This window comes from Mesorhizobium sp. J18 (genome assembly GCF_007829525.1).
In the GTDB taxonomy this organism is placed as follows: Bacteria; Pseudomonadota; Alphaproteobacteria; order Rhizobiales; family Rhizobiaceae; genus VLJP01.
Window position 1 is genome coordinate 145,791 of the sequence record NZ_VLJP01000001.1, and the last position, 23,808, is coordinate 169,598.

The window sequence follows — 23,808 nt, forward strand, 5'->3', positions numbered from 1 at the left end:
ACTACCCGGCGCTTTGCGAAAGAGGAGAAGAGGCGTCCGCGATCACTCCGTCCACTTCACCGCAGTGAGATCATTTGCCTGAACCGGCGAGTTTTCCCACATTCCTTCAAGCTTGGCGTCCCAGACGCCGATCTTCGGCAGTTCGAACAGGAAGCCATTGACCGCATCCTTGGCCAGGATCGTCTGTGCCTGCTTGTAGAGCTCGTTGCGTTTGGCTTGATCAGTAGTGGTGTCGAGCTCCTCGATGACCTTGTTGAACTCGGGATTCTGATAATTGAAGTAGTAGTCGGGCCGCGAATAGATCTCGATGTCGTTCGGCTCGGTATGAGAGACGATCGAAAGGTCGTAATCCTTGTTGGTGAAGACCTGCTCCAGCCACTGCGCCCATTCGACAGGGATGATCTCGAGTTCGATGCCGATCTCGCGAAGCTGCGAGGCGATGATCTCGCCGCCCTGGCGTGCATAAGAAGGTGGCGGCAGCTTGATCGTGGCCTTGAAGCCGTTCTCTAGGCCGGCTTCCTTCATCAACTCCTTCGCCTTCTCGACATCGTGGGGATAGGTGTCGGTGAGATCGACATAGGCCTCGTTGGCGGGCGAGAAATGCGAGCCGATCGGCACACCGTAGCCACCTTCCGAAGCACCCGCGATGATCGCGTCGCGGTCGAGCGCATGGGCGATGGCCTGGCGTACCTTCAGATTGTCGAAGGGCTCTTTCTTGTTGTTCGTCGAAAGGATGGTCTCGCCTTCGGTAGCGCCGATCACCACCTCGAAACGCGGATCGGCCTGGATCTGCGGAAGCGCGTCGCCGGCAGGCATGTTGGGAAAAGCCTGCACGTCGCCCGAAAGCATGGCCGGAATGGCCGCGGCGGCATCGGGGATGATGCGGAATTCGGCCTTTTCGAGTGCGACCGGCTCGCCCCAGTAGTCGGGATTCTTGACGATCGTGATGGATGAACCCTTGGCCCAGTTCTGGAACTTGAAGGGACCGGTACCGATCGGCTTCTCCTTGTTGCCGTCCGCCGATTCCGGCGCTACGATTACGGCATCGCCCCAGCCCATATTGTAGAGGAAGGCGCCCTGCGGCCTGCTGAGCGTCACCTTCACCGTCTGCGGGTCCACGACTTCGACATTCTCGATTGCCTCGAAAAGGACCTTCTGGGCGTTGGTGGAATCGGCTGCCCTTGCGCGATCGAGGGAGAATTTGACGTCCTCGGCGTCGAAGCTGCTGCCGTCGTGGAATTTGACGCCGTCATGCAGCTTGAAAGTATAGGTCTTGCCGTCATCGGAGACTTCCCAGCTTTCCGCCAGTGCCGGCTCGACCTCGCCATTGGGGCCGATGCGGGTCAATCCTTCGAAGACATTGGCATAGACCACCTCATCGATTGCCGCGGCAGCGCCGGCGGTCGGGTCGAGATGTGGCGGTTCCAGAACCAGGCCGAGCACGAGATCGGTACGTGCCGCGAATACGGCCGTGCTCGTGGCCAGCAAAATCGCTGTGGCTCCCAAAATGGATTTGAAGCTTCCCATCCTTATTCTCCCGGCACGCGTTGAACCCGATCCATAGAAGCGCGAATTGTCGTGCGAGTAAATCGGGTGTGTGGAAAATCGCTTTCAATTCAAGGGGCTTTGCGAGAATGCAAAGGTTCTGGTTTCCTGCCGTTATGCCGCCTTTGCTGCCCCTTTCAAAAGCACGTCGAGCCCGATCGCCATGACTTTCGCCGATTCCACCATGTCATCGATGCCGACCCATTCGTCGGGCCTGTGGGCGAGATCGAGGATGCCGGGACCGTAGGCTACGCAATCATGCAGATGGCCGATGCGGCTGATATGCTTCTGGTCGTAGGTGCCGGGCGAGATCACATATTCCGGCTCCTTGCCGAATACTTCCCGGATCCCCCGCGCGATCGCGGTCGGCACCGGCGCGTCGCTCTCCGTCATGAGCGGCAGCACTTCCATCAGATCGCGGATGGCATAATCGAATTTCGGCCGCTCACGCTTCAGCCGTTCGAGAATGCGCACCACCTCGTTGCGGACCTCCGAGATATCCTCCTCGATCAGGAAGCGGCGATCGATGACAAGCCGGCAGGAATCGGGAACATTGGGCGAGGGCAGGCCGGGGAAATAGTCCTCCGTCTGGCCACCATGGACCGAATTGAGGTTCAGGGTCGAGCGGCGAGCGCCTTCGGGCACGACCGGCATGCGCGTCTGCTTGGCGTCGAGGGCGGGAAAAAGCTCTTCCTCGAAGGCATGCAGCACGGCGCCCATATGGCGGATTGCCGAATCGCCGAGGAAAGGCATGGAGCCATGGGCGATAGAGCCCTTCGTCTCGATCTCCGCCCACCAGACGCCGCGATGGCCGAGACAGATGCGGTCCTTGTTGAGCGGTTCCGGGATTATGACGTGGTCAACACGCGGCTTGGAGAAGAAGCCTTTCTGCGCCAGATAGGCGACGCCGCCGAACCCGCCGGATTCCTCGTCCACCGTGCCGGAAATCTCGATCGCGCCGGAGAAGTCCGGATTGACCGCGATAAAGGCTTCCGCTGCGATGATTGAGGCGGCCAGCCCGCCTTTCATGTCACAGGCACCGCGACCATAAACCTTGCCGTCGCGCACGACGCCCGCAAAGGGATCGACGGTCCAGCCTGCTCCGGCCTCAACGACGTCAATATGCGAGTTGAAATGCACCGTCGGGCCCGGCCTGCGTCCCTCATACCGGGCAATCACATTGGTGCGCGGATAGCGGTCATTGTCGCCCGGCGTGTCTTCGCCGCGAATCAGGGTCGTTTGGAAGCCCTGCTTCTTCAGGCGGTTGGCGATGTATTCTGTGCAAGGCGTATAGCCCTCGCCGGGCGGATTAACGGTGGGAAAGCGGATCAGATCGACCGTCAGCGCGACGAGATCGTCGATGCGTTCGGCAATGGCGCGGGAAATATGCTCGTTCATGTGCCGACTTGAACAGGCAGATGATCCTTTTGGCAAGATGGTTCATCGCGGCGGTTTTTTGCTACCGGCCTGCCTCAACCGCTCCGGCCAACGCCGTGGCTGGTTCGGTAAGTGTTGGAAAGGATCACAGCAGGCATTTTCTTTGGCCGCTGCCCTCCCTATGACTATCGTCAAGGAGTTATGTCATGCTGTCAGGCTCGCGTGTTGAGCTTTCCAGGCCGGTTTCGGACGAGATTCGCAAGACGACCTGCTATATGTGCGCCTGCCGGTGCGGGATCGATGTCCACCTCAAGGACGGCAAGATCCGCTATATCGAAGGTAATCGCGACCACCCGGTCAATCGCGGCGTTCTGTGCGCCAAGGGTTCTGCCGGCATCATGCAGCACTACGCGCCGGCGCGGCTGAAAGCGCCGATGTTGCGCACCGGGCCCCGCGGTTCGGGCGAGTTCAGGGAGATTTCGTGGGATGAGGCGCTGTCCCTGGCGACCGACTGGCTGGGTGATGTACGGAGGACTGACCCGAGGAAGCTCGCTTTTTTCACCGGTCGTGACCAGTCGCAGTCCCTGACCGGCTATTGGGCCCAGCAGTTCGGAACGCCCAATTATGCCGCCCATGGCGGTTTCTGCTCGGTCAATATGGCCGCCGCCGGCATCATGACGCTCGGCGGCGCATTCTGGGAATTCGGCTCGCCGGATTGGGACCGCACGAAGCTCTTCATCCTGTTCGGTGTGGCCGAAGACCATGATTCGAACCCGATCAAGATCGGCATCTCGAAGGTGAAGCAGAGGGGCGCACGCTTCGTCTCGGTCAATCCGGTACGCACCGGTTATTCGGCCATAGCCGACAACTGGATCGGCATCCGGCCCGGAACGGACGGACTGCTGATCCTGGCGCTGGTGCATGAGCTTCTGAAGGCCCGCAAGATCGACGTAGACTATATCGTCCGCTATTCCAACGCCTCCTGGCTGGTCATCGACGCGCCCGGCAGTGCCGACCATGGCCTCTTCGCGCGTGATGGGGAGGGCAGGCCGCAGATCCATGAAACGGTCACCGGCCTTATTGTGCCGCATGGGACGAGAGGGGCCCGCCCCGCTTTGTCGGGCCGCTTCACTCTCCCGGACGGGCGCTTCGCCATTCCCTCCTTCCAACTGCTCGCGGAAGAGTATCTCGATCCGAAATATGCGCCGGAAACGGTCGCGGCCGAAACGGGCGTTCCAGCCGAAACGATCCGCGGACTTGCCGCCGAGATCGCGCGAGTCGCCTTCGAGCAAGTGATCGAGGTGCCGCAGCCATGGACGGACATGAACGGCGAGCGGCATGACAGCTTCATCGGCCGCCCGGTCTCCTTCCATGCCATGCGTGGCATCTCGGCCCATTCGAACGGTTTCCAGACGGCCCGTGCGCTGCATATGCTGCAGGTGCTGATCGGTGCCGTGGATTGCCCCGGCGCTTTCCGCTTCGAACCGCCCTATCCAAAACCTGTCGACGAGCATCCGAAGCCGCATGGCAGGGCGGAGCATTTCGGCTCCAGCCAGCCGCTTTCCGGTCCGCATCTGGGTTTTCCGCGCGGGCCGGAGGATCTTCTGGTCGATGAGGAAGGCCGGCCGACGAGGATCGACAAGGCCTTCTCCTGGGAGGCGCCGATCGCAGCGCACGGCCTGATGCATATGGTGATCGCCAATGCGCATGCCGGCGATCCGTATCCGGTCGATGTCCTGTTCCTCTACATGGCCAATATGGCCTGGAACTCGTCCATGAACACGGCCGGCGTCATCCGGATGCTGGAGGACAAGGAGCTGGAAACCGGCGAATACCGGATCCCGAAGATCATCTATTCGGACGCCTATTATTCAGAGATGGTCGCCTATGCCGATCTGGTTCTTCCCGACACGACCTATCTGGAACGCTACGACTGCATCTCGCTGCTCGACAGGCCGATCACGGAGCCTGATGCCGTGCAGGACGCCATCCGCTGGCCCGTGGTGGAGCCGGATCGCGACGTGCGCGCCTTCCAGTCGGTGCTGCTCGACCTCGGCGCACGGCTCAGGCTACCGGGCTTTGCCGACCATCTCGGAAAACCGCTTTATCGCGATTATGCCGACTATATCGTCCGCCACGAAAGACGGCCGGGTATCGGCCCGCTGGCGGGCTTCCGTGGCTCCGAGGGAGAAAAGACGGGACGCGGCGCGGCGAATCCGGACCAGTTACGCCGTTATATCGAAAACGGTTCCTTCTTTTCGGCCCATATTCCGCCCGAAGCGCAGTTCATGAAGCATGCGAACCGCGCCTATCAGGATTTCGCGGTGAGGATGGGCTTCTTCGACACACCGCAGCCGGTGATCTTTCAGCTCTATTCGGAAATTCTGCAGAAATTCTGGCTTTCGGCGGAAGGTGTGCGGGAGCCCGTGGCGCCCGAGGCCCATCGCGAGCGGATATTGAAGGCGTTCACGCCCTTACCGTCCTGGTACCGGCCACTGGAAGAAGATGGCATCGATCGCGCCGCATTTCCTTATCACGCGATCACCCAGCGGCCGATGGCCATGTATCATTCATGGGGCTCAATGAATGCCTGGCTGCGGCAGATTCATACGTCGAATCCTCTCTATGTGCCCGGCGTGATCTGCGACGAGGTCGGCCTTCAGGATGGAGACTGGGCCTGGGTGATTTCCCATCACGGACGCATCAAGGTGCAGATCGCCCGTTCCGATGCCGTCAACCGCGATACGATGTGGACCTGGAATGCGATCGGCAAGCGCGGCGGAACATGGGGGCTCGATCCGGGGGCCCCCGAGGCGCGCAAGGGGTTTCTGGTGAACCATCTGATCCACGAACTTCTGCCGCCGAAGGGCGACGGGATGCGCTGGTCGAACTCCGACCCGGTTACGGGCCAGGCGGCTTGGTATGACTTGCGGGTGCGCATAGAGAAGGCAGAGCCGGGAGAGGCAAGCGAACCGCGCTTTCCCAGCATTGCCAATGACGCGGAAGCACCGAACGAACTGCGTTACGGTCAGGAGTGGAGCCAGTGACGAGCCTGCCCGCATTGCCTACGCCGAAGAAGCTCGGCCTCGTCATCGATCTCGACGTCTGCGTCGGCTGCCATGCCTGCGTGGTCAGCTGCAAGGAATGGAATACCGGCGGCTATGGCAGCGCGCTTTCGGACCAGCAGCCTTACGGGGCCGATGTCTCCGGCGCTTGGCTGAACCGTATTCATACCTTTGAGATTATGCCTGAAAGCGGCGAAGTGGTGGGAGAGGCGGGCGAGGCGCGCATCGTGCATTTCCCGAAATCATGCCTGCATTGCGAGGAGGCCCCCTGTGTCACCGTCTGCCCTACCGGCGCGTCCTACAAGCGGTTGGATGACGGTATTGTGCTGGTCGACGAGGAAAAGTGCATCGGCTGCGGTCTTTGCGCTTGGGCATGCCCCTACGGCGCCCGCGAAATGGACCTTGCCGCAGGCGTTATGAAGAAATGCACGCTGTGTATCGACCGCATCTATAACGAGACGCTGGAGGAGGTGGACCGGGTGCCGGCCTGTGTGCGGACATGCCCCTCCAATGCCCGTCATTTCGGTGATCTCGCCGATCCGGACTCGGACGTGTCACGCATGGTGGCGGTGCGCGGCGGCATCGACCTCATGCCGGAGCAGGGGACGCGGCCGGTCAACAAATATCTGCCCCCGCGGCCGCGAAAGCCCCTTGCTGCCGGTACCTCGTCCCTGCCAAAGGCTGAAAATACCGACGACGCCAAGGGCTTTCTGGCTTGGCTCGACGGCATGCTGGATCGGATTTGAGCATGGCTCACCCGTTTGCAATTGGGCGAGAAGACAGGCACCGGTGTCTTACCCTCCCTCTGGTGGGGAAGGTCGGTGAGCGGATGCAGCGAGGTGGTGGAATTCGCGAGGTGGGGTGCGGCTACAGGCAAGCGGCTTTCTTGTCACTGACCCCCACCCGGCCCTTCGGGCGACCCTCCCCACGAGGGGGAAGGTAAGACGCTGCATGCATCCGGCATTCTCGATCATTGTCTTCACGACAGCCTCCGGCATGGGTTACGGTCTGGCGACCGTCCTTGGGCTTGGCCTTCTCGATCCGGCGGCCCTTTCGACCAAGCTGGCGCATGTGCTGGCGCTGGGCCTGATCGGGGCAGGCCTGGTGTCGTCAACCCTGCATCTCGGCAATCCGCAGCGCGCCTGGCGGGCCTTCTCGCAATGGAAATCGAGCTGGCTGTCGCGCGAAGGTGTGATGGCAGTAGTCGCCTTCGTGCCGCTTTGCATTTCCGCCTGGTCGGTGATTTTCGAAGATGCTTGTCTTGACTGGGCTGGCTTAATCGGTTCCGGGCTCAGCCTGCTTACCGTCTATTGCACGGCGATGATCTATGCCTCGCTGCGTTCTGTGGACGCTTGGCATACACGGCTGACACCCGCCTGCTACCTGCTTTTCGCCCTTGCCGGTGGCACGTTGTTCGCCTCCTTTTTCGCAAGCGCGGGCGAAAGCAGCGCCGCCCATGGCCTTTCAGCCACAGCCATCGCTCTTCTGATTGCCGCCTGGGTGGTCAAGATCCGTTGGCGGCGGCGTCTGAAGAACCTGACCCCGCTTTCCAACCCCGAAAGCGCCACCGGGCTCGGCGCTATAGGGCGTGTGCGGCTCCTTGAGCGTCCGCATATGACCGAAAACTACCTGACGCGTGAAATGGGCTTCCGGATCGCGCGGAAGCATGCGGAAAAGCTGTTCCGTCTCGCGCTCATCTTCGGCGGAGCCGTGCCCATTGTTCTGATGGTCCTGTGCCTTCTTCCAGGCCTTTCCGGTGGGCTGACTGCATTGCTGCTTTTTGTGGCCGTCTTGAGCCATGCCCTTGGCATTCTGCTGGAGCGTTGGCTGTTCTTTGCAGAGGCCCGCCACGCGGTCATGAATTATTACGGCGGGCGTGAGCAGGACCTGCGGGCCGTATGATCGCAAAGAAAAGGCCGGGCGCTGGGCCCGGCCGACAGAAGGGTCATAGTCCTATATCGGGCGCATTGAAAACCCGACGTGAGCAGTGAGATCTGCCGCGACGTCGTTTTTGTTACGTCGTCCAATTCTGCCCGGTAACTAGTCGGTGAACTCAGCCGGGACCTTGCCGCCATTCTCGGCGAGTCTTTTCATCAAGGTCTTGTGCAGCCAGATATTCATCGCTGCAGAATCTTTCATGTCGCCGGTATAGTTAAGTTCCTGGGCGAGTTCCTTACGGGCGCTGAGGCTGCTGTCCAGGTCGAGTGCCTTCATCAGATCAACGATGGAGGTGCGCCAGTTGAGCTTTTGGCCCTTGGCGGCAACTGCCTTCTCCAGGATGGCTTCGACGTCCACGGGCTGGCCTGCGTCAGCCGTTGGAGCGGCCACCGGTTCGGGTGCCGCGGCACTCTCGGCTCCCGGGGCAGCCGTGGGGGCTGAATCGGGTGAAGCCGGGGAAGCCGAAGGTGCGGCCGCGGCGTTTCCGAAAATCGCCCCTTTGATTTTGTCAAAAATTCCCATCTTTCTCTCCTCGTATCCCGGCGGTTCACTACAGAACGCCTTGGCGGCGACATTGAGCAACAGCAAATCCGTCGGGTCAACCAGGATCAATGACAAACTTGCCTAAAGGATCGATATCGGTATCTGCATCGGGGTGGAATTCGGACCGACGGGCAGCTGCAATACATGCTGACAACTGGGAGGCGGGAGGCAAGAAGCAATATTGCGGAGGGAAATCTTGGAGCTTGGAAAGCAATGGCGCGAGTGACGGGGCTCGAACCCGCGACCTCCGGCGTGACAGGCCGGCACTCTAACCGACTGAGCTACACCCGCGCTTCGGACGTCGGCGCCAGTGGCGTCTGCGTCTCGTGGCGGGTCAATTAGGCGGTTCGCGAATGCGTGTCAAGCCGCATCGGAGGCTATTCCCTATGAGTTTGACCAATCATGCGATGCTTATGCCCGTCGCATGATTTCCCCTTGCGGCAAAGCCGCGAAACGCCTAAACGAACGGCCGAAAAGGGCGATTAGCTCAGTTGGTAGAGCGCTTCGTTTACACCGAAGATGTCGGGAGTTCGAGTCTCTCATCGCCCACCATTCCAATCCTCGGACAGTGCTGTGGGCGCCGTCATCTTGGACCTCTTCCGTCCGTCAGGGCTGGGTCACAGAATCTCCTCGTCCCTTATCTTGCCTCTTTTCCTCACGGAGCCCTGCCACAGATATTGCAGGTAAGCCGGAGGAATCATGATGGAAGAGAAACATATCTATAAGGTCATAGAGCTTGTGGGATCGTCGACCGACAGCGTCGAAGACGCCATACGCATGGCAATAAGGTGCGCTGGAAAATCGCTTCGGAATCTGCGCTGGTTTGAAGTCGTACAGACGCGCGGTCACATAGAGAATGGCGAGATCCATCATTTCCAGGTCGTTCTGAAGGCCGGTTTTACGCTCGAGGACGGCGACGACGAAGATGATTGACCTGTAGCGGGTCAGCTCGTCTTTGAGTTCGATCCAGACTGGCTCGTGGTCGCTGGAGCTCATCGCGCAGCCTGCGCGCAACCTTCTTGCTCAGGAGCAGATGATCCAACCGCAGACCGGCATTCCGCGGCCAGCGTCGGCGGCGGGATCGCGTTCTTTGAAAAGCAGCCAGTTCGTTTTGCTGTCGCCTGGCTTTTGTTTCAGTCGCGCCAGCATCCAGCCGCCATTCAGCTTCTCGCCTGCAAGACGGAACTTGAAAGAACCTGAGGCGAGGCTCTTGTCGATATCATCCATGGGAGCCCAGACGCCCCGGTCCCAGACGATCATCGGGCCGCCGCCATATTCCCCTTCGGGGATGACTCCTTCAAAGTCGATATATTCGAGTGGGTAGTCTTCGGTCTCGACGGCCAGCCGCTTGTCATCGGGATTGAGCGACGGACCCTTCGGCACAGCGCAGCTTTTCAGCACATTGCCGACCTGCAGCCTCAGGTCTTAATGATCGGCAGTGGCCGAATGGTTGTGGATGACGAAGCGGTTGCCTGCGCTGACGCTTTCCTCGCCCGGCGGTTCACTGGTTCGGGAGAAGTCGCGCTTCTTCCGATAGTCGGTTAATTTCGACTTGTTCATGGCCCGACATCGGAGTTGCGGGCGGAATGGCAAGAGTTGATGAAGTTCAGCCGGCGTCCTGCGCCGCAAGCGCGGCCTTGAAGGCGGGCCGCTGCTGGAGGCGGTTCCAGTAAGCCGCCACCGGCTCGGTGAACTTGCCCGACAGCCCCAGTTCTTCGGCAAGCATCAGGGCAAAGCCGACCGAAATATCCGCCATGGTGAAGCGGCCGGCGCAAAGGGTTTCGGATTTCTGCATAGCGGCATCGACCGCTCTGAGCCGGCCAAAGAACCAGCGCTCGTAGTCTTCCGCTACCTGAGGGTTACGGCGTTCTTCCGGCTCGAGGCGCGTGTAGCGCAGCACCAGCGTCTGCGGAAATGTGAGCGTCGCTTCGCCGAAGAACAGCCAGTTCAGATAAGCGCCGTAGTCCTGCTCGTCGGGCTGGACCAAAAGTTCGCGCGCTTCATAGTGGACGGCCAGATAATGGCAGATCGCGGAGGATTCCGTCATCCGCGTTTCGCCATCGATCATATAGGGAATGGTCCCCAGCGGGTTGATGTCGAGATACTCCCGTTGGTGCACTCTGGGCGGAAAAGGCAGGAGCTTCAGTTCGTAATCCAGCCCTATCTCGCAAAGCGCCCATAGGACCCGGAACGAGCGCGCATTGCGGCAATGATAGAGCGTGATCATCCTGCCTTCCTGCCCTCTGCGCCGAGGGCGCGATCGGTGAGAGCCGGAGCCCATTGTTCCGGCCGTTTGTTGCTCTGGCGGCGGAATTCCAGCCGTGCAAGCTGGTCGCGATGCACCTCGTCCGGACCGTCGGCCAGCCTCAGCAGACGCGCCGTCGCGTAAGCTGCCGCCAGTCCGAAATCGTTGCCCGTACCGCCGCCGCCGAAGGCCTGGATGGCCCAGTCGATGACTTCGCAGGCCATGTTCGGTACGGCAATCTTGATCATGGCGATCTCGGCGCGCGCTTCCTTGTTGCCGACGGTATCCATCATATAGGCCGCCTTCAAGGTCAGCAGGCGGGCCTGCTCGATCTTGACGCGAGCCTCGGCGATCCGCTCGCGCGTCACGGAGTGTTCTGAAATCGGCTTGCCGAAGGCTACCCGCTGCTGCACGCGCTGGCACATCTTTTCCAGCGAGCGCTCGGCAAGGCCGATCAAGCGCATGCAGTGGTGAATGCGGCCCGGTCCGAGACGCCCCTGGGCGATTTCGAAGCCGCGGCCTTCGCCGAGCAGAATGTTGGAAACGGGAACGCGGACATTCTCGAAGATCACTTCCGAGGCGCGATCCGGCACGCCGTAATAGCCGAAGACCGGTATGGATCGGATGACCTTTACGCCGGGCGTGTCTTTTGGCACGAGGACCATCGACTGCTGGCGATAACGGTCGGCATTTTCAGGGTCCGTTTTGCCCATGAAGATGATGATCTTGCAGCGCGGGTCGGTGGCGCCGGTGGTATACCACTTATGCCCGTTGATGACGTATTCTTCGCCTTCGCGCCGGATCAGGCTTTCGATATTGGTCGCATCGCTCGAGGCTACGGCCGGTTCGGTCATGGCGAAGGATGAGCGGATTTCGCCGGCGAGCAGAGGCTCCAGCCAAGCCTTCTTCTGCTCCGGAGTGCCATAGCGGACCAGCACTTCCATGTTGCCGGTATCGGGCGCGGAGCAGTTGAAGACTTCCGGGGCCAGCTGCGATCGGCCCATGATCTCGCAAAGCGGGGCATATTCGAGATTGGTCAGGCCCGCGCCGAGCTCCGATTCAGGCAGGAAAAGGTTCCACAGCCCAGCGGCCTTAGCCTTGGTTTTGAGTTCTTCCACGATGGGCTGCACACCCCAGGGGCCGACATCCTCGGATTCGCGGTAGTATCGCGCCTCGTTTGGATAGATGTGCTCTTCCATGAAACCCTCGAGCTTGGCTTCGAGGGCCTTTACCCTATCCGATTTCTCAAAAATCATCGCTGCTTCCTCCTGGTCCTGTAGCGAAACCTCGGTAGCGGGCCCACAGACCAGCCTCCTCATATCGCACCGTAGAACAGACGCTTTCGGCTGGCAATAACGTCAGACGTTTTTGATTGACATTATCGGATGTGGTGAAGAGTATGCCGTCGGAGGCAGAGGCAGGTGGACTGCTGTCCGCCGCTGGTGAGGAGGAAACAGCGTGAGCCATTCGTTAGGCGCAGAGGCTAGGCCAAAGCGGGACGAGATCGCCTCGGATCGGCTGGAAGCGTGGCTTAGGCAGCATGTCGAAGGCTATCGCGGTCCCTTGCGAATCGAACGCTTTGCCGGCGGCCAGTCCAATCCGACCTTCAAACTTTGCGCGGCTTCCGGCGATTACGTTCTGAGGCGCAAGCCCGTTGGGAACGTCCTGCCAAGCGCGCATGCCGTCGATCGCGAGTTCCGCGTCTTAAGTGCGCTGGCCGGTACGGGCGTTCCGGTGCCGCGGGTCCATGCACTGTGTACGGACGATGCCGTCATCGGCAGCATGTTCTACGTTATGGATCTCGTGCCCGGGCGCGTGTTCTGGGATCCGAGGTTGCCGGAGCTGTCGAAGGAGGAGCGCGGGGCAATCTTCGACTCCATGAATGACACCATCGCGAAAATCCATGCGCTGGATCCGGATGCTCTCGGTCTCGCCGATTACGGGCGCAAGGGCGCCTACCTGGAACGCCAGGTCGCCCGCTGGTCGAAGCAGTATCGCGCTTCCGAAACCGTGCCAAATCCGGCGATGGACAAGCTGATCGAGTGGCTGCCGCAGCACCTGCCGCCCGAAGGCGAAACGCGCATCGTGCATGGCGATTACCGTCTCGACAATCTGCTGATCCATCCGCAGGAGCCCCGCGTCGTAGCGGTTCTCGACTGGGAGCTTTCGACGCTTGGCGATCCCATGGCCGACTTCGCCTACCACGCGATGACCTGGCGCATCGCTTCGGAACTGTTTCGCGGTCTGGCGGGCATTGATTTCGCCAGGCTCGGCATACCTGACGAGCAGAGCTACCTCGACGCCTATCTGCGCCGTGTCGGGCTCGGTCGTCCGGAACATTGGGAATTCTATCTCGTACTGAGCATGTTCCGCATCGCTGCGATCCTGCAGGGGATCGCGCGTCGGGCGATCGACGGCACGGCTGCCGACGCGAATGCGAAAGCCGTCGGCGCCAAGGCGGTGCCGTTGTCGGAACTGGCTTGGAAGGTAGCACAAGGCATCGACGGTTGACCTGCACGTAAAGAGGAAAAGCATGAGCCATTCGCAGTGGAAGATCGGGGTCGTCGGAGCAGGGCTCATGGGTGCGGAAATCGCGTTCGTTCATGCGCTTGCCGGCCACGAAGTGCTGTTGACCGACAGGACCGATGAGGCGCTCGATCACGCCATGACGCGGCTCTCCACGATCTACGACAAGGGCGCCGCGCGCTCGATCTATAATACAGGAAAGAAGAGTACCGTGCTGTCGGCGATCCGCACGACGACCGATCTCGGTGACTTTGCCGATCGCGATATGGTGACGGAGGCCGTGTTCGAGAAGGAAGAGGTGAAGGCCGAAGTCCTGGGCGCGCTGGACAAGGTGTGCAAGCCGGACTGCCTCTTCGCAACCAACACCTCCACTATTCCGATATCGGTGCTTGCCTCCTTTGTTGCGCCCGAACGGCGTGAGCGGTTCGTTGGGACGCATTACTTCTCGCCCGTCTCGCGCATGAAGCTCGTCGAGGTGATCCCGGCAATAGAGACCTCCGAAGAAACCGTCGAGACGGTGATGGAGCTTTGCCGCATGGCTGGCAAAACTCCAATCCGCATCAAGGACGTCACCGGCTTTGCCGTGAACAGGCTGCTGCATGTCCTGATGATCGAGGCAGTGCGGCTGGTCGAGGAGGAGGTCGCGACGCCTGAGGATATCGATATGGCTTGCAAGCTCGGCCTCGGCCATCCCATGGGGCCATTCGAACTCATGGACGCCACGACCTCCAGCCTCTGCCTGCAGGCGCAGCAGATCATGTTCGATGCCTATGGTGAGCGCTTCCGGCCGCGACCGCTCCTGAAGCAGCGGGTGCAGGCCGGCTATGTGGGCGGCAAGGGCAGGCCAGGCTGGCGGAGCTGAGAACTATCGGCGGAACATCGATGGACAAAGAAAACCCCGAGATCGGCGGAAAGGCAGAGAACCGCGTGAGTTCTTCCGACCAGATCGTACGCGATCTCGTCCGCGGGCTTTACGAAGGGCGCTACGTCGCCGGGCAGAGGCTGGCCGAGCCGGACCTCATGCGCCGCTACGGCGTCGGTCGGAGCACTGTGCGCGAGGCGATCAAGCGTCTCGCGGCCGAGGGCGTCATTACCGTGCATGCCTATCGCGGCGCGCAGATCAGGCAATTGTCGCGGACGGAAGCCCGCAACATCCTGTTGATTCTTGAATTGATGATCGGCCTGGCCTGCCGTTTGGCGGCAGCCAATATCGGCCTGCCGGGACGTCGCGCCCATTTCGACCAGGCCTATCAGGCTTTGCTGGCGTTCAGGAACGAGCGCGATTCCTACGAGATGGTGCGAGCGCGCAACCGCTTCTATCGCGCCATAACGCAGATCGGCGGCAACAAGGAACTGGATCGCATCCTCCCGAGCATTCAGGTCCATCTGGTCCGGACTCATCTGAAGCAGTCGACGGAAGACCGGTTTGCTGATTACCGTGCAATCGCGGAAGCTATTCTGGCCGGCGATGAAACCGGTGCGGAGGCTGCCGGCCGAGATCACATCCGCCTGACGTCGCAGGCGTTGCAGCAGCTTCCGGACCATGTATTCGCACCAGAAGAACAACCATCAGCTTTTGCCGAATTCACCAGTGAGGACGCCGAAGATGCGTGAAGCAGTCATTGTCTCAACCGCCCGCACCCCGATCGGCAAGGCCTATCGCGGCGCTTTCAACAACACCCAGGCGCAAATGCTCGGAGGGCATGTGATCGCGGAGGCGGTAAAGCGCGCCGGGATCGATCCAGCCGAGGTCGGCGACGTTGTCATGGGCGCGGCCATGCAGCAGGGTTCCACCGGCGGCAATATCGCGCGACAGGCAGCTTTGCGCGCTGGTTTGCCGACCAGCGTTGCCGGCATGAGCCTCGACCGGCAATGCGCATCCGGTCTGATGGCGATTGCGACGGGCGCCAAGGAGATCATGGTCGACGGCATGGATGTCGTCGTGGCAGGCGGGTTGGAATCCATTTCTCTGGTGCAGAACGAACATGCCAATCGGTTCCGGGCAAAGGATCCGATGCTCGAGGAGATGGCGCCTGCGATCTATATGAGCATGCTGGAGACGGCAGAAACGGTGGCCGCTCGCTACGACATCGGCCGCGAGCAGCAGGACGCGTATGCGTTGCAGTCGCAGCAGCGCACCGCGGCGGCGCAGGCAGCCGGTCGTTTCGACGATGAGATCGTCCCTGTCTCGACCACCATGCTGGTGACCAACAAGGAGACGGGCGAGACGAGCGAGCGGCCCGTCACGCTTGACCGCGACGAGGGCAACAGGCCGCAGACGACCATGGCCGATCTCGCCGGCCTCAAGCCTGTCTTCAAGGATGGGCTGACGATTGCCGAAGGTCGCTACATCACGGCCGGCAATACCAGCCAGCTTTCCGACGGAGCCTCTGCGGTTGTCCTGATGGAAGCGCGCGAAGCGGAAAGGCGCGGTCTGAAGCCGCTCGGCGCCTATCGTGGCATGCAGGTGGCCGGCTGCGAGCCCGATGAGATGGGAATCGGCCCGGTTTTCGCCGTACCGAAGCTTCTGAAGCAGAACGGACTGACTGTGGACGACATCGATCTTTGGGAACTCAACGAAGCTTTCGCTGTGCAAGTGCTCTATTGCCGCGACCGGCTCGGCATCCCGGACGAGAAGCTGAATGTGAATGGCGGCGCGATCTCCATCGGCCATCCTTATGGCATGTCGGGGGCGCGCATGACGGGCCATATCCTGCTGGAAGGTAGGCGGCGCGGCGCGAAATACGGCGTCGTCACCATGTGCGTCGGCGGCGGAATGGGGGCGGCCGGCCTGTTCGAGATCTTCCAGTGACGGATCCGGTCGGCATGGAATCGGGTAGGGGTCTTTTCGACCTTTCCGGCAAAGTGGCGCTGATTACAGGTTCCTCCCGCGGCATCGGGCGGGCCATCGCCGAACGCATGGCCGAGGCGGGTGCTTCCGTGGTGATCTCCTCGCGCAAGGAGGATGCCTGCCGCGCTGTGGCAGAGGCCATCAACGAGCGGCACCGCGACAAGCGGGCGCTCGCCATCGCCGCCAGCATCTCGGACCGCGGCAGCCTTGAGCGCATGGTCGAACAGGTGTTGCAGACCTTGGGCCGGATCGACGTCCTGGTCTGCAACGCCGCCTCGAACCCGTATTACGGTCCGATGGCGGGCATCACGGACGAGCAGTTCCGAAAAATCCTGGACAACAACATCATCGCCAACAACTGGCTGGTGAGCATGGTCGGGCCGCAGATGCGCGAACGCAAGAACGGCTCGGTCATCATCGTCTCGTCCATCGGGGGTCTGCGCGGTTCGCCTGTGATCGGCGCCTACAATATCTCCAAGGCGGCCGACATGCAGCTCGCCCGCAACCTCGCTGTCGAGCTCGGTCCTGACAATATCCGCGTCAACTGCATTGCGCCGGGGCTCATCAAGACCGATTTCTCTAAGGCACTTTGGGACAATCCGAAAACGCTCGACTTTTATACCCGCGTGACTCCGCTGGCGCGGATCGGCGAACCCGATGAAATCGCAGGCGCGGCGGTGTTCCTGGCTTCGCCGGCGGGAAGCTTCGTCACCGGCCAGACGATCGTGGTGGACGGCGGCGCCACCGTCACGGGTGCTTGAGCCATGGAGATCGAAGGCAAGATAGTCGTCGTAACCGGCGGCGCGAGCGGCATCGGTGAGGCTCTTTGCAATGCCTTTCACCAGGTAGGTGCTCGAATGGTAGTAGTGGCCGATATAGACGTGCCGGGCGCACAAGCCGTCGCGGCCCACATCGACGGTGTTGCCGTCGGTTGCGACGTTTCGAGTGAACAGCAGATCCGACACCTCATCGCCGAGACGGAGGCCCATCACGGGCCGATTGATCTCTTCTGCTCCAATGCCGGAATAGCCTCGGGCTTCGATAACAGTTTCGAGAATGCGGCCGCCGCGCCCGATGACGTTTGGCAAAAGGCATGGGCGATCAACGTGATGGCGCATGTCCGGGCGGCGCGCATCCTCATTCCGCTGATGAAGGCCCGTGGCGGCGGCTATCTGCTCAACACGATTTCGGCGGCCGGCCTGCTGTCGCAGATCGGCAGTGCCGTCTATTCGACCACCAAGCAGGCGGCCGTGGGCTTTGCCGAGAACATTGCCATCACGCATATGGATGACGGCATTCGCGTCTCGATACTCTGCCCGCAAGGCGTAGACACCCCGATGCTGCGCGGCCTGCCGGAAGGGCCGCAGTCAGGCGACGGGGTCATGACGGCCGCAGAGGTTGCCGCGTGCGCGCTGGCAGGCGTGAGGGCGGAGCAATTCCTGATCCTGCCGCACCAGGAGGTGGAGACTTATGTGCGCCGCAAGGGAGAGGACCGCGAACGCTGGATCGGCTCTATGATGCGGCTCAAACGGAAAATCGCAGAAGCACAAGCAAGATAGCGAACGGGAGGAAAAGGATGGAGCGTTTCGGAGACGGAAACCCGAACATCATGCTTATCGGCAACAGCCGGCTTTTCTACAACGGCCTGCTCGGAAACGCATTGAAGACGCGCGAGCTGGGAGCCTTCACCATCTATGCCGCCCCGCAGGGCGTATTCAAGCTCTCGATCGATGATGGTCCGTGGATGGAGCGCCAAATCGCGGCGCTGCCGCCCTACACGCCGCACAGGCTCTCCTCCGAAGCGGACATGATCACAACGATCCTCATCGAACCGGAAACTGTCTCCAACGGTGAGATGCTGGGACTCCAACATCTCATCAATGAGACACGCGATGCCGAGACGGTTGTCCGCAACATACGCGAGGCTAAGAAATGGCTGGAGAAATCCCATGACAATAGCGGTTTTCGCACAGGCGATTTCGACGAGCTCCTCCTGAACCGGACCCTTGAGAAACGATCGCTCGATGGGCGCGTGGCGCGGGTGCTCTGCAGCTTCCGCAACAAGGAGGACGATCTCAACCTGTCAGCCAGCAGTTGCGCCCGCTCGGTCGATCTCTCGACCTCGCGTTTTCTGCATCTCTTCACGGAGGAGACCGGCCTGCGCTTCCGCTCTTATCGGATGTGGAAAAGGGCGCGCACGTTCCTTGCCTATGCGAACACCGACAGCAGCCTTACCTATCTGGCGCTTGATCTCGGCTATCCGGATTCGACGCATTTCAGCCATTCGATCCGGCGGATCTACGGCCTGAAACCGACCTCGATCTTCGAAGGTTCGCGCAATATGGCGATTTTCGCCGGTGACAAATACGCGAAAGCTACCGCGGTACGATAGAGTAGACCGCTTCAGCGGCCGGGCCAGACGGGCGGCCGCTTTTCCGCGAAGGCGGCCATGCCCTCTTTGGCATCTTCAGTCATGGCCAGGAGGACGATCTGAGACTCGCAGTAGGCGAGCGCTTCCTCCACGGACATGTCGGCCATGGCTCGCATTGCATATTTGCCGCGACGGACGGCGGTAGGAGAACTCTTCGCCAACCGTTCAACCATCCATTCCAGCTTGGCGTCGAGAGCGCCAGCTTCGGCGACATGGTTCACCAGCCCGTTACGCAACGCTTCGTCGGCGTCGAACAATTCTCCTGTCATGCACCATTCGGCGACTATTCGCTTGGGTGCAAAGCGCTGCAGCAGGCTAATCACCTGCATCGGAAAGACTCCGACCTTAACCTCCGGAAGACCGAAGCGGGCATTATCAGCCGCGACGGCAAAATCGGTCATGGCGAGGAGGCCCATTCCGCCCGCAAGGCAGGCGCCGTTGATGCGGGCGATGCTGATCTTGTTAGAAGCAAGCGCCATGCGGATCAAATCCGCATAGGGCAGGCTGGGCTTTGAAAGATCGAAAGCAAAGCCTTGGCCAGGCTGCAGATCGCCGCCGGCGCAGAAGGCTTTCTCGCCCGCGCCGGTGAGGATGATGACGCGGACCTCATCATCCGCCTCGGCCTTGCGCCAGCCCTCGGCGATGCCGGCAATGACCTCGTTGTTGATCGCGTTGCGCTTATCCGGTCGATTTATGGTGATCCAGAACGTGTTGCCGCGCTTTTCATGTAGGACAACGGACATATCGGCCCTCCCGATCTAGATCTCTATCCTCGCCAGAACTTGGCCGGACGCAACCTGGTCGCCCTTCTTGACCATGATCTCGGCCACTCGGCCGCCGATGCGCAGGGATTGGGCATGTTCCATTTTCATGGCTTCCAGGGTGATCAGCGGCTGGCCGGCAGCTATCTTGTCATCGCCATCCACGTGGATGGCCACGACTTGTCCGGTCATGGAGGCGCGAAGAATTCCGTCGCTATCGGCACTTTCGGCGCTGGTTTCCGCCGTACGCGTCAAGTCTTCCGCCGTTACGTCGTCGCCGTTCCAATTGAGCATGAGGGTTGAGCCATTGCGGGCGAAAACCAGCTTTTGACGTACGCCGCCGATGGCGAATGCGAGATGATCCGGGGCCAGTCTTTCGACCGTCACTGAATGGCTTTGACCCTGCACCTCGACGCGATAGTTCCCATTGCGCTGGTAAGCGAGGGTTGCAGCGATCGTCTCCTCATCGATACGGAAACGCATCGGAACCGGAAAGGTGTGGGTCAACGGATGGACGCCTGCGCCTTCGGCCGGCGGCATCTCGGTCAGGTGCAAGAGCAGCGCTATAAGCGCATAGAGTTCCGCCGCATGTTCCCGTTTGCCGGCCAGCAGCTCATCCGAATGGGTGCCGATAAATGCGGTGGTTGCTTGTCCACGTGCAAAGACGTCATGCGCCAGCGCACAGCGCAGGAAGGAGCGGTTCGTCTTGATCCCCAGCACCACGGTGCGGTCGAGAGCCTGTATCAGCCTGCGGCGGGCTTCTTCGCGTGTGGCCCCGTGGGTGATGATCTTGGCCACCATGGAATCGTAATAGGGGGAAACCACAGAGCCGCTTTCCAGCGCATCCTCGACGCGGACGCCTTCGGGCATCTTCCACATGGCGACGCTGCCCGACTGCGGCATGAAATTGCGGTCGGGGTCCTCGGCGCAAAGCCGCACCTCGATCGCGTGGCCGTCGAGCCGCACCTCTTCCTGTGTGAAGCCGATCGGCTCGCCGGCGGCGATCTTCAATTGAAGGTCGACGAGGTCGAGCCCTGTGATCGCCTCCGTAACCGGATGCTCCACCTGAAGACGTGTGTTCATCTCCATGAAATAGAAGCGACCTTCGCCATCGACGAGGAATTCCAGTGTTCCGGCGCCTTCATAGCCGATGGCGCGCACTGCTGCGGTCGCTGCTTCACCCATCCTGGCGCGCAGTTCCGGCGATACGAAAGGCGAGGGAGCTTCCTCAATAACCTTTTGATGCCTGCGCTGCACCGAGCAGTCGCGTTCGCCGAGGTGAATGGCATTGCCGTACCGATCGCCGAAAACCTGTATTTCGACGTGACGCGGCTCAACGATCGCCCTTTCCAATAGAACGCGATCGTCGCCGAAGCCGCCCTTGGCTTCGGATTTGGCCGAGCGTAGGGTGGAGGCAAACTCCCCTGGCTGGGAGACGAGGCGCATGCCGCGTCCGCCGCCGCCCGCCACCGCCTTGATCATGATTGGATAGCCGATCTTTTCGGCCTCGGCGGCAAGGCGTTCCTCGTCCTGTTCGTCCCCTTGGTAACCCGGCACGCAAGGGACGCCGGCTGCTTCCATCGCCGCTTTCGCAGCCGCCTTGTCGCCCATGCGGCGGATCGCTTCCGCCGACGGGCCGATGAAGACGAGTCCGGCTTTGGCGCATGCTTCGGCGAACTGCGCGTTCTCGGAAAGGAAGCCATAGCCTGGATGAACGGCGTCGGCCCCGCTCGCTTTGGCCGCTTCGATCACGCGATTGATGTCGAGATAGGATTTGCGCGGCGAAGCTTCACCGATCCACACCGCTGCATCTGCCGCACGAACGTGGCGGGCGTCGCGGTCGGCGTCCGAAAACACCGCGACCGTCCTGAAACCAGCAGCCTTGGCCGAGCGGATGACGCGCAGCGCGATCTCACCGCGATTGGCGATGAGAACTGTTGAAAAAGGCGTCTTCGTCACACCGGGTGCTTTCTTTCCGGAACTCATGGCCGCGCCACCGAGAACTGCATGGGTTGGAGCTTTCGCGCATCGCCTTCGGAGCAGATCTTCATGACCTCGGCCAGTATGGAACGGGTGTCGCGGGGATCGATCACACCGTCGTCGAGCAGCCGGGCGCTGGTATGGAAGGCATCCATCTGGCCGGAGAAACGCTCGGTGATCTTGGCCCGTTGTGCGGCAAGCTGCTCCTCGTCCACCGTGGCTCCGCGCCGCTCCGCAGCAGCTCGGGTGACGATCTCCATGGTGCCGGCGGCCTGATCCGCGCCCATGACGGCTGTCTTGGCGTTAGGCCAGGAGAAGCAGAAGCGTGGATGGAAGCCGCGGCCGCACATGCCGTAATTCCCGGCGCCGAAGGAGGCGCCGCAATAAATGGTGATCTGCGGCACGGTGGCATTGGTTACTGCCTGGATCATCTTGGAGCCATGTTTGATCATGCCGGCCTCCTCGAAGGCGCGACCGACAATGAATCCAGTCGTGTTGTTGAGATAGAGGATCGGTGTCGCAGACTGGCAGCAGGCCTGGATAAAATGCGTCGCCTTGTTGGCGCCTGCCGGATCGATCGGGCCGTTATTGGTGACGATGCCGATCGCCCGGCCTTCTATACGGGCATAACCGCAAAGGGTGGCGCTGCCGTAATTGGCGCCGATCTCGGAGAAGATCGAGCCGTCGACGATGCGCGCGATCACCTCGCGCATATCGACCGGGCGCTTATGATCGGTCGGCATGACGCCGATTAGCCCTTCGGGATCGTAATTCGGCAGTGACCAGTCTTTGGCCGGCTCGGGCGCGAGGCGGTCCCAGGTGAGGTCCGCCATGATGTTGCGCGCTATGCGGATCGCGTCGCGGTCGTCTTCGGCAAGGTAGTCGCCCAGCCCGGAAATGGAGGTGTGCATCTCAGCGCCGCCCAACTCCTCTTCGGTCGCGATCTCGCCTGTCGCCGCCTTCAGGAGAGGCGGTCCGGCAAGGAACGCGCGCGTGCGGCCGCGGACCATGACGATGTAATCGGAGAGACCGGTCTGATAGGCGCCGCCCGCTGTCGAAGACCCATGCGCTACCGTGATGACGGGCAGACCGGCCGCAGAGAGGCGGGCGAGATTGCGGAACATATTGCCGCCGCGCACGAAGTCCTCGACCCGGTAGGCCATGAGGTTCGCGCCGGCGCTTTCCACGAGCTGGATGTAGGGGAGGCGATTCTCGAGCGCGATCTCCTGCACCCGTAGTTGCTTGTCTAGCCCGTAAGGCTGTAAAGCGCCGGCAGCAATTCCGCTGTCGCTGGCATTGATCATGCAGCGGATTCCTGAAACGACACCGATCCCAGCCACGATGCCGCTGCCGGCGATGCTTTCCTCCTCATCCGACGTATCGCAGCGCCACCCGGCGAGGGAAGAGAGTTCCAGGAAGGGTGTGCCCGCATCGAGAAGCAGTGCGACCCGCTCGCGCGGCAGCAATTGCTTGCGCGCTTCGAAGCGGTCCTTGGAACGCGCCGAGCGTGCACGGGTCCGCTCTTCGATGCCGCGCATCTTCTCCACCAGGGCCAGCATGTCGGCGCTGTTCCTGCGGAAGGCCTCGCTGCTTGTCGAAACGGATGACTGGATTTCCGGCATGGTCATTCCCCGGGTTTCAAGACAGACTCGGCTCAATCGCGCGTCCGGATGCCCAGCAGGGTGCGCGCCTCGTCCGGCGAAGCGATCTCGCGGCCGGCTTTGCGGGCAATCCCGGCGATCTCCTCGATGAGCTGGCCGTTCGAGGTCGCCTTGCTTCCGTCTGCCAAATAGAAGGTGTCTTCGAGACCGGTGCGCAGGTGGCCGCCGAGCTCCGCGCAGCGTCGGTGCAGCGACCAGATTTCGGCGCGGCCGATTGCGGTGACCTGCCAGCTGCCGTCCGGCTCCTTCAGGTCGATTAGAAAGGGCAGGAGGTCGGGATTGGCCGGCATGCCGGAAGCCACCCCCATGACGAAGTTGTATTCGAGCGGTCCGGAATACATGCCCGCCTTGCGATACATGCCGACACAGCGGACGATGCCGACATCGAAGCACTCGAACTCCGGCAGGGTGCCTGCCTCGTCCATGACATCGATGAAATCCTGGATTTTCTTGACCGGATTGTCGAACATCATCGGCGGCCAGGCCCAATCGCCATTCGCGCGGACCTTGAGATAGTTCAGCGAACCCGCGTTGCAGGCAGCCATTTCGGGCTTAGTCTTCCGGACGCAATCGAGCGCGCCCTGATAGTCGCCGCCGACCACGCCGGTTGTGTGATTGATGATGACGCCGGGGCAGGCGGCGCGGATCGCCTCCTGGACCTCGCGGGAGAGATTGGTGTCCCAAGAGGGAAGGTTGCCGCCGCTCTCGCCCTGCTGGCGCAGATGGATATGCATGATGGAGGCGCCTGCATCGAAGGCCCGCTTTGCCTCGGCCGCCATCTCCTCCGGCGTGACAGGTACATGATGCTGCCGTGGATCAGTCAGAACGCCGTTCAGCGCGCAGGTTATGACGGCTTTCTGGTTCGTGCTCATATTTCGTCCATTC

Annotated in this window: 20 protein-coding genes, 2 tRNA genes and 2 pseudogenes; 12 read left to right on the forward strand and 12 right to left on the reverse strand. The window is 61.3% G+C overall.

Features of this window, described 5'->3' with window-relative positions:
- Window positions 1–42: 42 nt before the first annotated feature.
- Both L598_RS00660 and L598_RS00665 read right to left on the reverse strand, forming a co-directional pair.
- A complete protein-coding gene (locus L598_RS00660; RefSeq protein ID WP_144859039.1) occupies window positions 43–1,527 on the reverse strand; it encodes an ABC transporter substrate-binding protein in 1,485 nt (494 codons plus the stop codon).
- 132 nt (window positions 1,528–1,659) lie between these two features.
- Window positions 1,660–2,943 carry an acetylornithine deacetylase/succinyl-diaminopimelate desuccinylase family protein gene (locus tag L598_RS00665; RefSeq protein ID WP_144859041.1) on the reverse strand — a complete coding sequence of 428 codons (1,284 nt, stop codon included), beginning with the start codon at window positions 2,941–2,943 and terminating at the stop codon, window positions 1,660–1,662.
- Between the two features lie 185 nt (window positions 2,944–3,128).
- Here L598_RS00665 and L598_RS00670 point away from each other — a divergent pair, with 185 nt between their 5' ends.
- From L598_RS00670 to L598_RS00680, 3 genes are all read left to right on the forward strand, one after another.
- Window positions 3,129–5,969 (forward strand): molybdopterin oxidoreductase family protein, encoded by a 2,841-nt coding sequence (locus tag L598_RS00670; protein ID WP_144859043.1) that lies wholly within the window; start codon window positions 3,129–3,131, stop codon window positions 5,967–5,969.
- Window positions 5,966–6,733, forward strand: a complete 768-nt coding sequence (locus L598_RS00675; protein ID WP_144859045.1) for a 4Fe-4S dicluster domain-containing protein — start codon at window positions 5,966–5,968, stop codon at window positions 6,731–6,733. The genes L598_RS00670 and L598_RS00675 overlap by 4 nt, the downstream gene beginning before the upstream one ends.
- 205 nt (window positions 6,734–6,938) lie before the next feature.
- The gene (locus L598_RS00680) at window positions 6,939–7,889 is read left to right on the forward strand and encodes a DmsC/YnfH family molybdoenzyme membrane anchor subunit (protein WP_144859048.1); all 951 of its coding nucleotides are present in this window, start codon (window positions 6,939–6,941) and stop codon (window positions 7,887–7,889) included.
- A 138-nt stretch (window positions 7,890–8,027) separates the two neighbouring features.
- Here L598_RS00680 and L598_RS00685 read toward each other — a convergent pair whose 3' ends face one another.
- A complete protein-coding gene (locus tag L598_RS00685) occupies window positions 8,028–8,447 on the reverse strand; it encodes a DUF3597 domain-containing protein (RefSeq protein ID WP_144859352.1) in 420 nt (139 codons plus the stop codon).
- A 235-nt stretch (window positions 8,448–8,682) separates the two neighbouring features.
- A tRNA-Asp gene (locus L598_RS00690) sits at window positions 8,683–8,759 on the reverse strand.
- A gap of 185 nt (window positions 8,760–8,944) precedes the next feature.
- On the opposite strand from L598_RS00690, the gene L598_RS00695 reads away from it, so the two are divergent.
- Together L598_RS00695 and L598_RS00700 are read left to right on the forward strand one after the other, a co-directional pair.
- A tRNA-Val gene (locus L598_RS00695) sits at window positions 8,945–9,020 on the forward strand.
- 150 nt (window positions 9,021–9,170) lie between these two features.
- Window positions 9,171–9,401, forward strand: a complete 231-nt coding sequence (locus L598_RS00700) for a dodecin (RefSeq protein WP_144859050.1) — start codon at window positions 9,171–9,173, stop codon at window positions 9,399–9,401.
- A gap of 21 nt (window positions 9,402–9,422) precedes the next feature.
- On the opposite strand, the pseudogene L598_RS00705 reads toward L598_RS00700, so the two are convergent.
- From L598_RS00705 to L598_RS00720, 4 genes and pseudogenes are all read right to left on the reverse strand, one after another.
- Window positions 9,423–9,546 (reverse strand): annotated as a pseudogene (locus L598_RS00705) (exodeoxyribonuclease III); the annotation flags it as partial.
- Window positions 9,537–10,028: pseudogene (locus L598_RS00710) on the reverse strand (DNA polymerase ligase N-terminal domain-containing protein); the annotation flags it as partial. The pseudogenes L598_RS00710 and L598_RS00705, both read right to left, overlap by 10 nt.
- Window positions 10,029–10,074: 46 nt before the next feature.
- Window positions 10,075–10,695, reverse strand: a complete 621-nt coding sequence (locus L598_RS00715) for a glutathione S-transferase family protein (RefSeq protein ID WP_144859052.1) — start codon at window positions 10,693–10,695, stop codon at window positions 10,075–10,077.
- Window positions 10,692–11,969: an acyl-CoA dehydrogenase family protein gene (locus L598_RS00720; RefSeq protein ID WP_144859054.1), complete on the reverse strand. Its 1,278-nt coding sequence runs from the start codon at window positions 11,967–11,969 to the stop codon at window positions 10,692–10,694. Before L598_RS00720 ends, L598_RS00715 begins: the two co-directional genes overlap by 4 nt.
- Before the next feature lie 202 nt (window positions 11,970–12,171).
- Here L598_RS00720 and L598_RS00725 point away from each other — a divergent pair, with 202 nt between their 5' ends.
- Genes L598_RS00725 through L598_RS00755 form a run of 7 tightly spaced genes read left to right on the forward strand, consistent with a single transcriptional unit; the run spans window position 12,172 to window position 18,482 of the window.
- Window positions 12,172–13,224: a phosphotransferase family protein gene (locus L598_RS00725; RefSeq protein WP_144859056.1), complete on the forward strand. Its 1,053-nt coding sequence runs from the start codon at window positions 12,172–12,174 to the stop codon at window positions 13,222–13,224.
- Window positions 13,225–13,246: 22 nt separating this feature from the next.
- Complete coding sequence (locus tag L598_RS00730; protein WP_144859058.1) at window positions 13,247–14,101, forward strand: 3-hydroxyacyl-CoA dehydrogenase family protein; 855 nt, start codon at window positions 13,247–13,249, stop codon at window positions 14,099–14,101.
- 20 nt (window positions 14,102–14,121) lie between these two features.
- Complete coding sequence (locus L598_RS00735) at window positions 14,122–14,853, forward strand: GntR family transcriptional regulator (protein ID WP_144859059.1); 732 nt, start codon at window positions 14,122–14,124, stop codon at window positions 14,851–14,853.
- Entirely contained in the window at window positions 14,846–16,051 is a 1,206-nt protein-coding gene (locus L598_RS00740) for an acetyl-CoA C-acyltransferase (protein ID WP_144859061.1), read from the forward strand. Before L598_RS00735 ends, L598_RS00740 begins: the two co-directional genes overlap by 8 nt.
- Before the next feature lie 14 nt (window positions 16,052–16,065).
- A complete protein-coding gene (locus L598_RS00745) occupies window positions 16,066–16,851 on the forward strand; it encodes an SDR family oxidoreductase (RefSeq protein WP_144859354.1) in 786 nt (261 codons plus the stop codon).
- Between the two features lie 3 nt (window positions 16,852–16,854).
- The gene (locus L598_RS00750; RefSeq protein WP_144859063.1) at window positions 16,855–17,649 is read left to right on the forward strand and encodes an SDR family oxidoreductase; all 795 of its coding nucleotides are present in this window, start codon (window positions 16,855–16,857) and stop codon (window positions 17,647–17,649) included.
- Between the two features lie 17 nt (window positions 17,650–17,666).
- The gene (locus L598_RS00755; RefSeq protein ID WP_144859065.1) at window positions 17,667–18,482 is read left to right on the forward strand and encodes a helix-turn-helix domain-containing protein; all 816 of its coding nucleotides are present in this window, start codon (window positions 17,667–17,669) and stop codon (window positions 18,480–18,482) included.
- A gap of 11 nt (window positions 18,483–18,493) precedes the next feature.
- Here the strand turns inward: L598_RS00755 and L598_RS00760 are convergent, their stop codons facing one another.
- From L598_RS00760 to L598_RS00775, 4 genes are read right to left on the reverse strand one after another with little or no spacing between them, the layout of a single operon-like run.
- On the reverse strand, window positions 18,494–19,264 hold the full coding sequence (locus L598_RS00760) for an enoyl-CoA hydratase/isomerase family protein (RefSeq protein ID WP_144859067.1): 771 nt from the start codon (window positions 19,262–19,264) through the stop codon (window positions 18,494–18,496).
- A gap of 15 nt (window positions 19,265–19,279) precedes the next feature.
- Window positions 19,280–21,268, reverse strand: coding sequence for an acetyl-CoA carboxylase biotin carboxylase subunit (locus L598_RS00765; protein WP_144859068.1), 1,989 nt, complete (start codon window positions 21,266–21,268; stop codon window positions 19,280–19,282).
- Window positions 21,265–22,884: a carboxyl transferase domain-containing protein gene (locus L598_RS00770; RefSeq protein ID WP_144859071.1), complete on the reverse strand. Its 1,620-nt coding sequence runs from the start codon at window positions 22,882–22,884 to the stop codon at window positions 21,265–21,267. The genes L598_RS00765 and L598_RS00770 overlap by 4 nt, the downstream gene beginning before the upstream one ends.
- A 32-nt stretch (window positions 22,885–22,916) precedes the next feature.
- On the reverse strand, window positions 22,917–23,795 hold the full coding sequence (locus L598_RS00775; RefSeq protein WP_144859073.1) for a 3-keto-5-aminohexanoate cleavage protein: 879 nt from the start codon (window positions 23,793–23,795) through the stop codon (window positions 22,917–22,919).
- Window positions 23,796–23,808 lie beyond the last annotated feature (13 nt).